Annotated in this window: 8 protein-coding genes; all 8 read left to right on the plus strand. The window is 40.6% G+C overall.

The window, feature by feature from the left end:
• The first annotated feature begins 231 nt into the window (after positions 1-231).
• The 8 genes from J2W55_RS15015 to J2W55_RS15050 all read left to right on the plus strand — a co-directional run bounded on the left by J2W55_RS15015 (position 232) and on the right by J2W55_RS15050 (position 15119).
• Positions 232-2622, plus strand: a complete 2391-nt coding sequence (locus J2W55_RS15015; protein WP_310097102.1) for an ABC transporter permease — start codon at positions 232-234, stop codon at positions 2620-2622.
• Between the two features lie 33 nt (positions 2623-2655).
• Positions 2656-5034, plus strand: a complete 2379-nt coding sequence (locus J2W55_RS15020) for an ABC transporter permease (protein WP_310097104.1) — start codon at positions 2656-2658, stop codon at positions 5032-5034.
• A 77-nt stretch (positions 5035-5111) separates the two neighbouring features.
• Positions 5112-7481: an ABC transporter permease gene (locus J2W55_RS15025; RefSeq protein ID WP_310097107.1), complete on the plus strand. Its 2370-nt coding sequence runs from the start codon at positions 5112-5114 to the stop codon at positions 7479-7481.
• An 84-nt stretch (positions 7482-7565) separates the two neighbouring features.
• Entirely contained in the window at positions 7566-9947 is a 2382-nt protein-coding gene (locus tag J2W55_RS15030) for an ABC transporter permease (RefSeq protein WP_310097109.1), read from the plus strand.
• Between the two features lie 290 nt (positions 9948-10237).
• Complete coding sequence (locus tag J2W55_RS15035; RefSeq protein ID WP_310097112.1) at positions 10238-10915, plus strand: ABC transporter ATP-binding protein; 678 nt, start codon at positions 10238-10240, stop codon at positions 10913-10915.
• Between the two features lie 41 nt (positions 10916-10956).
• The gene (locus J2W55_RS15040; RefSeq protein ID WP_310097115.1) at positions 10957-12369 is read left to right on the plus strand and encodes a TolC family protein; all 1413 of its coding nucleotides are present in this window, start codon (positions 10957-10959) and stop codon (positions 12367-12369) included.
• Between the two features lie 197 nt (positions 12370-12566).
• Positions 12567-13172 carry a porin family protein gene (locus tag J2W55_RS15045; RefSeq protein WP_310097117.1) on the plus strand — a complete coding sequence of 202 codons (606 nt, stop codon included), beginning with the start codon at positions 12567-12569 and terminating at the stop codon, positions 13170-13172.
• A gap of 150 nt (positions 13173-13322) precedes the next feature.
• Positions 13323-15119 carry a glycoside hydrolase family 9 protein gene (locus tag J2W55_RS15050; RefSeq protein ID WP_310097120.1) on the plus strand — a complete coding sequence of 599 codons (1797 nt, stop codon included), beginning with the start codon at positions 13323-13325 and terminating at the stop codon, positions 15117-15119.
• The last annotated feature ends 5 nt before the right edge of the window (positions 15120-15124 follow it).

Genomic DNA, 15124 nt, shown 5'->3' on the forward strand with positions numbered 1-15124 from the left:
AATTATACAACATCAGTATTTAACCATTCAGTGGTTCTCTCCCGGTAATCGCTACTTGTAAACCTCATTCACAGCAATTTAATTGCTATCAATCTATTGTATCAGAACCGTACACATGGTGTTACGCTTGCGTACATGTTATCGCTTGTATTTTATTATAAATAGTTGATTGTCAGGTGTTTTATTTTTTGGTATGCATTTTAAACCATACCGTTGATTAAGCTGAAACACATGCTGAAAAACTATTTAAAAATAGCCTGGCGCAATATTATGAACAATAAGGTTTATAGCGCCATTAATATATTAGGATTGGCTGCAGGTATGGCCGTAGCTTTACTTATTGGTTTATGGGTATTTAATGAATATTCATATGATAAGTTTTTCCCCAATTATAAACAGTTGTATCGTGTAGAACTAAATTTTACCTCACAACATGATGGCGAGCATACACAAACCGCACTGGCAATTCCCCTGGCTGATGTAATGCGAAAAGATATTCCTGGAATTAAACATGTTGCCGAAACAGATTGGGTAGGCTGGCAATGGCATTCTTTACTGGTAGGAGATAAGAAGCTTTACCTCGGCGGAGGTGCTGCTGCTCCGGATTTTTTGAAGATATTTCAATATCAATTTATAAAAGGCAATGCCAGTAGTGCTTTAACCGACCCTTATTCTATCCTTTTAAGTGAATCGACTGCCAAAGCATTATTTGGTGATGCCGACCCGATAAATAGATTGATAAAAATTGATAACAAGCAAAATTTGAAAGTTACAGCGGTTATCAAAGACATCCCTAAAAACGCAACCCTGCAATTTAGTTACCTTACGCCATTTAGTTTTAAGGAGCAAACCGAAAGCTGGATGAAAAACGCCCGCACCACGTGGACAAATAACTCATTCAACGCGTTTGTTGAATTACAACCAGGTGTAACCCTTGAACAAATAGCACCAAAGATAAAAAATCTGGTGTATGACCATAGCCCGCAAATGCGGCCGGCAAAACCCGAAGTGATATTGCACCCTTTAAAGGACTGGCATTTGTATTCCGACTTTAAAAACGGTAAAGCGGTTGGTGGTTTTATTGAGTATGTGCGCATGTTTAGCATAATAGGTATACTGGTATTGCTTATTGCTTGTATTAATTTTATGAACCTGTCGACAGCACGGTCAGAAAAGCGGGCCCGTGAGGTAGGCGTAAGAAAGGCAATTGGTTCGCAACGCGGCGATCTAATCATTCAGTTTTTAGCCGAATCAATTCTGATCACTTTTTTGGCCTTTTTGTTTTCAATACTTTTTGTGCAGCTCGCATTGCCGTATTTTAACACGCTGGTGAATAGCTCAATAAGTATCCCTTATGCTAATCCTGTGTTTTGGAGCATTATGATATTTTATGTGCTATTAACAGGTTTATTGGCAGGTAGCCGGCCTGCTTTTTACTTATCCTCATTTAACCCCGTAACGGTTTTAAAAGGATCTGTCCAGGTTGGAAAAACAGCATCGCTGCCACGTAAAATACTCGTTGTAACTCAATTTAGCTGTTCTATAGCGCTTATTATCAGTACTGTAATTGTATATCAGCAAATACAACATGCCAAAAGCAGGCCCACCGGGTATAGTGCTGAAAGGTTAATGATGAGTGATATGAGCGGCGATCTTAATGATAAATATGACGCATTAAAAAACGATCTGTTAGCCACCGGAATGGTTGAAAGTGTAGCCGCAGCCTCAAGCCCTGTTACTAATATTTACAGCCACATGTCGCTCGATAAATGGCCAGGTAAAACCGCAGGCGATGAAGCGGTAAATATTGGGGCAATATTTGTATCAGACAATTATTTTAAAACCCTGGGCATGACATTGTTGGAAGGGCGCGACTTTACCAACAACTGGGCCGCCGATTCAACAAGTGTTATACTCAATGAAGCGGCCATTAAAAGGATAGGGCTTAAAAACCCTATTAATCAGCTTATAACCTGGAACGGCAACACAACGCCGGTACGCATCGTCGGTGTGGTAAAAGACGCCCTGATGGAGTCGCCGTTTACACCTGTTGCTCCGGCCATTTTTAGCCATGGGCGTACAGCCAATAGTATCATGTACCGCCTGTTGCCCAATGTTAACACACATGATGCTATTGAAAAACTTACTAAAATATTTGATTCCTATAATCCTGCCTATCCCTATATATACCAGTTTGTTGATGATGAATATAATCACAAATTTAACCTGGAAATATTGGTTGGTAAACTTGCCGGAGTATTTGCCGGGCTGGCCATCATAATATCATGTCTGGGTTTGTTTGGGCTGGCAGCTTACATTGCCGAACAGCGAACAAAGGAGATTGGCATTCGCAAAGTATTGGGAGCGTCTGTGGCCCAGGTATGGCTGTTGTTATCAAAAGATTTTATTTTGTTGGTAATGATCAGTTGCGTAATAGCATCGCCTGTGGCTTTTTACTTTTTACAAAATTGGCTGCAAAAATATGATTACCGTATAACCATAGGGCCGTGGGTATTTATACTATCGGCAATCGTGGCTATCGTCATTACATTGGTTACTATAAGTTTTCAGGCTATTAAGGCGGCACTTACCAACCCGGTTAAAAGCCTGAGGAGCGAATGATATAAGAGCACAAAATCAGCATTCAAAAACACTATGATAAAGAATTACATTAAAATTGCCTGGCGTAACCTAAAACGTAATAAGGCTTACGCCGCCATAAGCGTTATTGGCTTAGCATTAGGTATAGCCTGCGGTATACTGATCTTTACACTGATCACCTATCATTTAAGTTTTGATACTTTTCATAACAACTCAGATCGGATATACCGTTTGTATACCGAATGGCATGATGATGGTGTAGGCCGGTCGCACGGCGTACCGCAGCCTTTGGGGAAAACATTCAGAAATGACTTTACGCTCGCCGAGAAAACAGCGAGGGTAATTAACTTTCGCAATAATTTAATTACCATAACTAAGGGCAATGAGGTTAAAAAATTTAAAGAAGAGGATGGTGTGGCCTTTACTGAACCGCAGTATTTTGACATCTTAAATTTCCCTTTGCTTAAAGGCGACAAAAAAACAGTATTGGTACAACCGGGCGAAGCCATTATAACTGAAAAAATAGCCCGTAAATACTTTGGCAGCGATAATGTTATCGGAAAAGTAATACGCCTTGATAATAAAGTGAGTTTTACCATCACCGGCATTTTAAAAGACCTGCCGGCAAATACCGATCGTAAACAGGAAATATATGTTTCTTATGGGAACATGGATGAATATACAGATAAGGGCCGTGAGCAAAACTGGGGCGGTGTATATAGCGGCAGCGAAGCGTTTACCAGATTAAAACCAACGGTAACACTGGCCCAGGCCAATAATGCTATGGCCCAGATTGTGAAAAAACATTATACCGGCCGCGACTTAAAGGTTTGGGTCTTTAAACTGCAGCCACTTAACGATATTCATTTTAATGCTGACTTAGATGGTTATGCTGATAAAAAATATTTATGGGCGTTGTTTTTCATAGGTATATTTTTAATCATAACCGCTTGTGTAAACTTTGTAAACCTGGCCACGGCGCAGGCTTTAAACCGCTCAAAAGAAGTAGGCATACGTAAAGTGCTGGGTAGCCTGCCTTACCAGTTGTTTTGGCAATTTATTGCCGAAACCGCCCTGATCACCATCGTAGCGGTTATTGTAGCCGTTGGTTTATCATACCTTGCCCTTCCGGCCATCAATCATTTGTTTCAATCACAAATGGAATTTAATAAAATGGAGTTATCCATTTTTACAATTATTATATGCATTGCGGTAATTTTCCTGTCGGGTTCATATCCCGGCCTTGTACTGGCCAGGTTTCAGCCCATACTTGCACTTAAAAGCAAGCTGTCGCAAAAACACATAGGTGGTTTTTCATTACGCAGGATCCTGGTTGTAACACAGTTTTCCATCTCACAGATCTTAATTATAGGTACCATTATCATTATATCACAATTACATTATTCACAAACAGCCGATCTTGGTTTTAATAAAGATGCTGTTGTGTTATTGCCCATCCCCCAAAATGATAAGGTAAAATTAAACACTATGCGTAACCGCTTAAATGCGATACAGGGGGTTGAAAAGGTGTCCTATTGTTACCGGCCGCCCGCATCGCAGTCAAATAATTCTACAGGTGTTAACTTTGACAACAGGGCCGAGGAAGAGCATTGGGGTATCAATACAAAAACTGCGGATGAAAATTACATTGCCACATTTGGGTTAAAACTGGTGGCGGGCCGAAATTTTTTTCCGGCCGATTCAACAAAGGAATTTTTGGTGAATGAAACTTTTGTGAAAAAGCTTAACATGAAGCCACAGGACGTTATTGGCAAAACATTAAGTATAGATGGCAAATCAATAACAGCTCCAATAGTTGGCGTGGTAAAGGATTTTTATAACTATTCTTTTCATACTGAGATTTCGCCAATATGCATCATGCCCGATTACAGGAATTATTCTACCTGCGCCATCAAAATAAACATGCGTAATGCCAAAGCGTCGCTGGCGTCATTTGAAAAAATATGGAATGAAACTTTTCCTGAAGAACTTTATTCCTACCAGTTTTTGGATGATAGCATCAAGAAGTTTTATGAGATGGATAATATCCTGCTCACCCTGATCGAAGCATTTGCCGGTATTGCCATAGTAATAGGTTGTTTGGGCTTGTATGGCCTGGTATCATTCATGGCGGTACGCAAAACAAAGGAAATTGGTGTACGCAAGGTATTGGGTGCTAACATACAACATGTTTTATGGTTGTTTGGAAAAGAATTTACCAAATTACTGTTGGTCGCTTTTGTAATAGCCGCGCCGCTGGCGTGGTGGGCAATGACCAACTATCTGCAGGATTTTAAATACCGTATACCTATTGGCCCCGGTATATTCCTGATGTCTATCATATCAACATTCATTATTGCTTTTATAACCGTTGGTTACCGTTCTGTTATTGCGGCGTTGGCCAATCCTGTAAAAAGTTTGCGAAGCGAGTAAAATTAAAAATCCAATACTTAAAAGCAAGATGCTTTTGACAGCAGAATTTCGGTTTATAGAATTTGTATAAAACAATCATGATCAAAAATTATTTTAAAGTTGCCTGGCGTAATATCGCTAACAATAAAGCTTATAGTGCTATTAATATATTGGGCCTGGCTGCCGGAATGGCCGTGGCGTTGCTAATAGCGCTGTGGGTTAACAATGAGTATTCGTACGATAAATTTTTGCCCGATTCTGACAGACTGTACCAGGTGAGGCGAAACTTTAACAGCAATGGCGAAACACTCACGTTTAGTTCCACATCACTTAAGCTGGCTAACGCATTACGCGGCAGTATCCCCGAAATTGAGTACGTTGCCGAATCAGACGGTGGTAGTTCGCACGGGTTGATGGTGGATAACAAAAAGCTTTATCTGGGTGGCCTTGAGATAGGTCGTGATTTCTTAAAGATGTTCAAATATCAAATGCTGCATGGCAGTGCTGATATAGCATTGAAAGACCCCTTCTCCATAGTGCTCACGAAATCTACAGCAATAGCATTATTTGGTACCGATAATGTGATTAACAAAGTAATTAAGATTGATAATGCTCATAATTTAAAAGTTACCGGCGTAGTACAGGATGTTCCTTCTAATTCATCCCTGCAATTTAAATACCTTATTCCCTTTAGCTTTTTGGAGCAAACAGAAGCCGGGATGAAGGGCGCATATGACAGCTTTGGGGATAATGGATTTAACATATTTGTAAAACTAAAGCCAGGCATCGCGTATACACAGGTGGCCCCCAAAATAAAAAATATAGAAAAAGGCGAGGATAACACTAACGCCAAAAATTCTGAGGTGATAATGCAGCCCATGCCCGACTGGCATTTGTATAGTGAATATAAAAACGGCATAGCCAGCAGCGGGTTTATTGATTATGTGCGTATTTTTAGTATTATAGGTATTTTGGTTTTACTGATTGCCTGTGTTAATTTTATAAACTTAACCACAGCACGGTCCGAAAAAAGGGCGCGTGAGGTAGGTATCCGCAAAGCTATTGGTTCACAGCGCAAGCAGCTGATCTTTCAGTTTTTAACCGAATCGGTACTGATCACCTTTATTTCCTTTTTATGTTCGGTGCTTTTTGTACAACTGGCTTTGGGCCCATTTAATGCGCTTACAGGTACCATGATCCGCATTCCGTTCAGCAGCATTACTTTTTGGCTGGTGATGATAGGCTGCGTATTACTTACAGCACTCATTGCGGGTAGCAAGCCAGCTTTTTACCTGTCGTCATTTAACCCTGTAAAGGTTTTAAAGGGAACCATCCAGGTGGGACGTACAGCATCTTTATCAAGAAAGATATTGGTAGTGATGCAGTTCAGCTGTTCCATCGCCCTTATTATAAGCACCATTGTTATTTACAGGCAAATACAATATGCCAAAAACCGGCCGGCGGGTTATAATTTTGATCGTTTGCTAACCTCGACCATGAATAATGACCTGGGTAAGAATTACATCGCCCTGAAAAACGATTTGCTTCAAAGCGGGATAATTGAAAGTATAACTCATGCAACAAGCCCGGCCACAGGTGTTTACTGGCACAGCGATATTGACCAGTGGGCAGGGAAACTTGCAGGCGAAACCGTTGAAATGGGGATGATAGTTGTTGCCGACAGTTATTTTAAAACATTAGGGATGCGCGTGCTGGAAGGCAGGGACTTTAACGCCATGCCGTCAGATACCTCCAATGTGATATTTAATGAAGCCGCCATAAAACGATTGAGGTTAAAAAATCCCATCAGCCAAACCATTACGCAGGATGGCAAGAAACTCAGGATAATAGGGGTAGTAAAAGACGCGCTGATGGAATCACCATATGCTAAAGCTGATCCTACTATGTTTTCGTACAGTACGTATCCGCACCAGAATATTATTTATCGCCTGGCGCCAAATGTAAACCCTCATGATGCTATTGAAAAGATCAGCCAGATATTTTCTAAATATAATCCTGCTTATCCATTTACCTATAGGTTTGTTGACGATGATTACAACCGCAAATTCAGTCAGGAGATGTTGGTTGGTAAGCTATCCGGGATATTTGCGGGCTTAGCTGTTTTCATATCTTGCCTTGGTTTGTTCGGTTTGGCAGCTTATATAGCAGAGCAGCGCACCAAAGAGATAGGTGTTCGTAAGGTTTTAGGTGCTACCGTGAGTCAATTGTGGTTTTTATTATCTAAAGATTTTGTATTGCTGGTTATCATCAGTTGTGTAATAGCTTCGCCCATTGCGCTGTATATTTTGCAAAACTGGCTGCAAAAATATGATTATCGTGTAAGTGTTGGGCCGGGTGTGTTTGTTATATCGGCGGTTGTGGCCATTGCAATTACCTTAGTAACCATCAGCTTCCAGGCCATTAAGGCGGCGGTGGCCAATCCTGTTAAAAGTTTAAGAAGCGAATAAGCACAGGGCCCGGGGCATGCCTGGCAACAAAGGCATTTTTTAGTATGGAATTTTGTAATTGCAAATAGAATTAAAACCATTGTCATGATAAAAAACTACTTTAAAATTGCCCTGCGAAACCTTTGGAAACACTGGGCATTTTCGGCCATCAATATTACCGGTTTGTCAATAGGTATTACCGCCTGCTTTTTTATTTTTATGTATGTGGGCTTTGAGCTCAGTTATGATAATTTTCATACCAGGGCCAATCGTATCTATCGTTTGGTTACTGATATTAAAACCCCCACAGAAACTATTAATACGGGTATAACCGCCTGGCCGTTTGCCCCTAATATCAAGAATGATTTTCCCGAGGTTGAGTCATTTGTACGTGTAAGCGGCGGAAGTTTCCTGATCAGGCGTGGCAATGTTAAATTCCAGGAAGAAAGATCTGTATTTGCCGATTCGACCTTTTTTAAGGTGTTTGATTTTAAATTGCTAAAAGGCGACCCCAACACAGCTTTAAGCGCACAGGCCAGTATTGTATTTTCTGAAACCGCGGCAAAAAAATACTTTGGTAACAGCGATCCTATAGGGCAAACGGTATTGGTTACCGGCGACGCTATACCTGCCAAAGTAACGGGCATAATGAAGGATATACCTGAAAATTCGCAGATCAAAGCAGATATGCTAATTTCCATGTCATCGCTTACGCAACGGTTTAATAAAGGCCTTGACGATCAATGGAGCAACTTTGGGGCATCAAGCTATTTACTGTTAAAACCAAATACCAATCCTAAAGCGTTAGAGGCCAAATTCCCGGCCTTTTTGGAAAGGCACTACGGCAAGACCGCAAAAGCGAGTCAAATGTTTTATACTTTTTTTCTTGAGCCGATGAAGTCCGTTTATTTGTATTCAAAGCGCGACGGACAAGGCTCTGGCAGTATTACCAATGTTTATATATTTGGCATAGTAGCCATATTTATATTACTAATTGCCTGCATCAATTTTATAAATTTAACCACCGCCCGCTCGGTTGAGCGTGCGAAAGAAGTAGGCATAAGAAAGGTTGTAGGCGCTGAGAAAGGACAACTGGCAAGCCAGTTTATAGGGGAGTCGATTGTGTTATGTTTAATCTCCTTTGTGCTTACCGTTATATTATCAGTTCTTTTACTTCCATTGTTCAATCAACTGGCCGGTAAAACCATTAGTGCCGGCATATTCTCAAACTGGTATTATGTACTTATTTTGTTTGTGTCATCGGTTGCTATCGGTTTAGTTGCCGGTGTTTATCCTGCGCTGGTGCTGTCATCATTTAAACCGGTTGTTGTTTTAAAAGGCAGGTTTTCAAGTGGCAGCAAGGGCAATATATTACGCAAAGCCCTGGTTATTTCACAGTTTAGTATATCAATAGCCCTTATAGTAGGTACCATTGTTGTTTATACGCAGATGAATTTTATGCAAAATCGCGATCTTGGTTTTGCTAAAGATCAAATGCTGATCCTGGATACCAACGGCGATCCTGGTGCAAATGCCTTAAAGGAAGCCATAGCAACTATCCCCGGCGTAAAATCAACGTCGCAATCATCCAGTGTTCCGGGTGGCGGCAACCCGGGGGCTTATTCAGAAATTGAAAACCGTAGGGGCGACCTGCAAATAGCCAACCTTGACCTTTATTTTGTTGATTACGATTATGTAAATCAATTTAAAATTAAAATGGTTGCCGGTCGCGCTTTTTCCAGGGACTTTGGCACTGATACCGCTAAGGCTATGTTGTTAAATGAAGCCGCGGTTAAAATGTTCGGGTACAGTTCTCCGCAGCAAGCCGTTGGCCGGCGCTTTAAGCAGTGGGGCCGCGAAGGCAAAATAATTGGTGTGATGAAAGATTTTCATTTCCGGTCGTTACAGGAAAATATTAAGCCATTGAGTATGCGCATAGAGCTTAAGCAACTTGGCCTGATCTCTGTAAAAATATCGTCAAAAAACTTAACCGGAACTATCGCGGCCATTGAAAATAAATGGAAAGTACTTATTCCTAACAGGCCTTTTAGTTATTATTTTTTAGATGAGTTTTTTGACCGGCAGTACCGCAGCGAACAACGATTCGGCAAATTGTTCTTTAATTTTGCCGTGCTGGCTATATTTATCTCATGCCTGGGTTTACTGGGCCTGGCATCGTACAGTACACTTCAGCGCACCCGCGAAATAGGCATCCGCAAGGTTATGGGGGCCTCTGTATCGGGTATTGTAAACCTGTTATCAAAAGATTTTCTCATCCTGGTTATTATATCCTTTTTTATAGCCACGCCGTTATCCTGGTTTTTTATGTATAAATGGCTGCAGGATTTTGCCTACCGTATTGATATAAGCTGGTGGATATTTGCGCTGGCCGGCATTTTAGCGCTCATCATTGCCCTGGCTACCATAAGTTTCCAGGCCATTAAAGCAGCAATTGCCAATCCTGTTAAAAGTTTAAGAAGCGAATAATCAAACGTTCTGAGTTTTAAGTTGAAATCCCGGCACTACACATTTGCCGGGATTTTACTTTTTCTGCTTAACCGAAAACACCTGAGACCCACTATACACAACTCGTTTCATTGTATCATAACCGTACGCTCCCTGTTACATAAGCGAACAGTGTTTATACTATGTTAGTGATGTAATGTATTGATTTATAATGTATTAAAAGTTTGGTATATTATTGATACTTGATTGCCCAAAATGAATTGATATTTTTAAACAAAAACCCACACTAATTAAAAACAAATATTTATAAAATGTTATCACTTCAGCATATTTCCAAATATTATCAGGTAAGCGGACTTAAAAATTTTGTATTAAACGATTTGAGCCTTGAGGTTGATGAAGGCGAATTTATTTCCATCATGGGGCCATCAGGGTCAGGCAAATCATCACTGCTTAATATTATAGGTATGCTTGATGAACCATCAGAAGGTTATCAATATTTTGCCGGCCATGCAATACATCAGCTTAAAGAAAAACAACGCTCGGCATTATATAAACAATATATAGGTTTTGTTTTCCAGGCTTATCATTTAATTGATGAGCTTACAGTTTATGAAAACATTGAAACCCCACTTATTTACCAGGATTTTAAAGGCTCCGAACGCAAAGCCATGGTAGCCGATATGCTCGACCGCTTTAGCATTGTTGGTAAAAAAGACCTTTTTCCGGCTCAATTGTCGGGCGGGCAGCAGCAACTGGTGGGCATTGCACGGGCATTAATAGCAAAACCAAAACTTTTACTGGCCGATGAGCCAACCGGTAATCTTAACTCCAAACAAGGGGAGGAGATCATGGAGCTTTTCCGCAAGCTGAATAAAGAGGATGGAGTTACCATTATACAGGTAACACATTCAGAAAAAAATGCCGAATACGGTTCGCGTATCATTAATCTTTTAGATGGTAAAATCGAATCATCAAAACAACTCTGAACAACTTACTAATGCGATACTTTAAATTTATATTTTTTAGTTTGATTACCCTTGTAGGCCTTAAAGCTCAAGCGCAGGTTCAAAATCAAACAGATTCTGTACTATCTATAAGGCAGTGTATTGAAACTGCTATTAAAAATAATCTTGATGTACAAAAGAGCGAGCTGGAAATGGCCCGCCTCCGCGTTGGTTATAACCAGGCTAAAGAAAACCTGTTGCCTACATTAAATGGCCAGGTTGATCATAGCATTAACCAGGGTCGCAGTATCAACCCATTTACAAATAGTTATGTAAACCAATCATATACCTCAGGCAATTATAGCCTGAATGCCAGCCTGACACTATTTAGCGGGTTGCAGAATTTAAATGCTATTAAACAAACATCACTGGCATATCAGGCCGGTAAAATGGATTTTCAACAGGCAAAAGACCTGGTAACCATTAATGTAATAACAGCCTATCTTTTGGTTTTGGATAATACCGAGTTACTGGCTCAGGCCTATAACCAGCTTGAGGTTTCAAGGAAGCAGGTAGAAAGACTGGAAATATTAGAAAAGGAGGGCGCAAATAAATTGCCGTCTGATCTTTATGATCTTAAAGGTACTTATGGCGATAATCAGCTGAATGTAGTTAATACCAGGAATACACTGGAAACATCAAAATTGAATTTGTTACAGATCCTTAATGTCCCTTATAGAAAGAATATTAAGCTTGAACCTGTAAGCGTACAGGATGTGGCAACGCAAACAAATCAAAGTTCTGACCAGATATTTGATACAGCCTTACAACAACTGGCTTATGTTAAAGCTGCTGTTTTACGACGCCAAAGCGCCGAAAAGGGTGTAAAAGTTGCTAAAGGAGCTTTATCTCCAACAATATCATTATTTGGAGGGTTGTATACAAACTATTCAAGCGCCGCGCAAAACTCTATATTTACCGATTCATCTACAGTAAATACCGGGCAGTTTGTAAATGCTCCATCAGGTAAACTGCCTGTTTATGAAACACAAGCCAACTATATTAACAAAAATATAGGCTATTATGATCAGTTTAAAAACAATTACAGTACGCAGTTTGGCGTGAGTTTGCGCATTCCTATTTTAAACTATTTTAAAAACCGTAATAACGTAAAGCTTGCAAAAATTGATCTCCAGGAATCAAAATATGTAGAGGAGAACACCAAGGTAACTTTGCGGCAAAATGTGGAAACTGCTTATTTGAATATGATATCGGCTTATAACAGGTACAGCGCTTTGGTTGAACAGGTTAAGGCTTATAAAGAATCATTCAGGACAGCCGAAATTCGCTTTAATGCTGGTGTATTAACCTCTGTGGACTTTGTAGTTGCAAAAAACAACTTGGACAGGGCCAACATAAACCTGATTAATGCCCGTTATGATTGCTTTATTTACAATAAGGTTCTTGATTATTACCAGGGGAAATTGTCGTTTTAGAAGCAACTTAACACGGGTTCTGTAAAAAATTTCTACTTTTATTCCCGATTTAGCTCTTAATGCCAGACTTGTCATGTTTTATAAGTTCAAAATAAAACATGACAAGCCTGATATTGTTAATGAATAATACCCGTTAGTTTATAGCATATATAAATGCGGATTACAACATCATTTACCTTAAAAACAACACAATTAACATGAAAAAAACAATTATTTTAACATTAAGCAGCTACCTTCTTACTATCGGAATTGCCTCGGCGCAAGTAATACCCAATTTTTCATTTGGTGTTAAAGGCGGCTTAAATTATTCCAATTTCCCGTCGAATGGTATATTCAACAACAGTAACCGTGCGGGTTATTTGGCCGGTGTTTGGGCACGGGTTGGTGGCTTAGGGCTTAACTTTCAGCCCGAGCTTTATGTAACAGGTAAAAACATCAACGTAAAGGCGGATAACACTTCGGTAGAGAACAAGGCAAAATTCACCAGCATTGATGTGCCTTTGCTGGTTGGTGGCAAAATTGGCGCTTTTGGTTTAGGCGGCCGTTTTTACGGAGGTCCGGTATTTTCATTTACCGTTAATAAAGACCAAAGCATTGGCGACGCTGTTTCTGACGCTACCGCTTTGCGTTACAAAAATGCAAATTATGGGGTGCAGGTTGGAGCCGGGCTTGATATCAGCGCCTTATCAATTGATTTGAGGTATGAAGGTGGCTTAAATAAAATTGCTTACGGCAATGATAATTCACACACCCGTGTAAGCGTATTTAGCCTTGCTTTAGCTTACAAGTTATTCTCATTGTAAGATTATTTGTATTGTAAAAAAAAGACCTGCCATTTTGAGCGGGTCTTTTTTTTGAATTATTATTTGCAATAATAGTATTATACTAATGATTAGCTTGCACTTAAATTTATTGTCGCGACTGCCTTTAATAAACCAAATCCAATAACCTGAATGAACAAAGAAATCATTTACAATAAAGTTGTTTTACGTATAAGCGTATGGATAGTTATCACGCTGTTTATCATTCAACCGGCTTCATCACAACAGCGTGATAAAGCAGCAGTGTCAATAAGATTAAACCAGATAGGTTTTTATCCCGATGCGGTAAAAAAGGCGATAGTATTAAATGGTAAAGGGGATACATTCACTATCCAAACCCTGCAAAAAAAGATAGTATTTGCCGGTAAATTAACCCCTTCGGTTAAGCCCGACTTTGCCGGGAATATAACCAGCATCGCCAACTTTAGCATGTTTAATAAACCTGGAAGCTATCGGCTGTATGTACAGGGAGGAGCTGTTTCTTATCCGTTTAAAATAAAAAACCGGGTACATAAGCCTGTTGCTGACGCGGCTATTAAAGCCTATTATTATATGCGCGCCTCAATAGCGCTGCCGGAAAAATATGCCGGGAAATGGCAGCGTGCCGGGGGCCATCCGGATACCCAGGTGCTGGTACATTCATCAACTCAAAGTGCAAAGCGCAAGGCTGGCACTATTATCTCGTCGCCGCGCGGCTGGTATGACGCAGGCGATTACAACAAATACATTGTAAACAGCGGTATAACCACCGGTACATTGCTTTCTTTGTATGAAGATTTTCCGGAATATATGAAAACGGTTAACCTGAATATTCCCGAGAGCGGCAATGGCATACCAGATATATTAAATGAGGTTTTATGGAACCTGCGGTGGATGATCACCATGCAGGATACTGAAGATGGCGGCGTTTACCATAAGTTAACAAACGCTGCCTTTGATAAATTTGAAATGCCCGATAAAGAGAAAGCCCCGCGGTATGTGGTGCAAAAAAGCACAGCCGCTGCTTTAGACTTTGCCGCGGTAATGGCACAGGCTTCGAGGATATTAAAGAAATATAAACAGCAATTGCCTGGTTTGGCCGATTCATGCCTCAATGCTGCCCAAAATGCCTGGACATGGGCAGTCAAAAATCCAAACCTTGCCTATAAGCAGGAGGAAATTAATAAAAAATTTACCCCGCCGATAACTACTGGCACTTACGGCGATAACCATTTTACTGATGAATTTATATGGGCTGCATCTGAATTGTTTGTTACTACGCACAATACAGGGTTCCTTCAAAACATCAACCTGCTTCCTGATAATCAGATGCCGGTGCCAACATGGTCGCAGGTAAAATTGCTGGGTTATTATACGCTTGTAAAAAATACTACCGCTACCGATGCAAAAGATGTTAAAGAGCTGCCCGAAATTAAAAAGCGACTGATTACTGCCGCCGATGAGCTTATGAATGGCGTTGATGATAATGCTTATCAAACTGTGATGACCCAATCGGCAAAACATTTTGGGTGGGGTAGCACCTCCGAGGCTGCAAACGAAGGTGTATTATTAATTCAGGCTTATAAACTCACAAATGTAGAAAAATACCTCGATTACGCTTTGGCAAATCTCGATTACCTGCTGGGCCGTAACGCCGCCGGTTATTCGTATGTTACCGGCTATGGCAGTAAGACGCCCATGCACCCGCATCACAGGCCTTCTGTAGCCGACGGGATAGCCGAACCAATACCGGGTTTGCTGGTGGGGGGAGCCAATCCTGGAATGCAGGACAGCATCCGTGTACCCTCAACCGTACCCGACGAGGCCTATATAGATGACGACAGGGCGTATGCTGCAAATGAAATAGCCATAAACTGGAATGCACCGATGGCTTATCTGGCCAATGCTATTGAAAGCCTGCAGTTAAAGCTAAAGCATCCCGCCAAATAAAAGTG

The organism is Mucilaginibacter pocheonensis (assembly GCF_031456535.1).
Lineage (GTDB): Bacteria > Bacteroidota > Bacteroidia > Sphingobacteriales > Sphingobacteriaceae > Mucilaginibacter > Mucilaginibacter pocheonensis.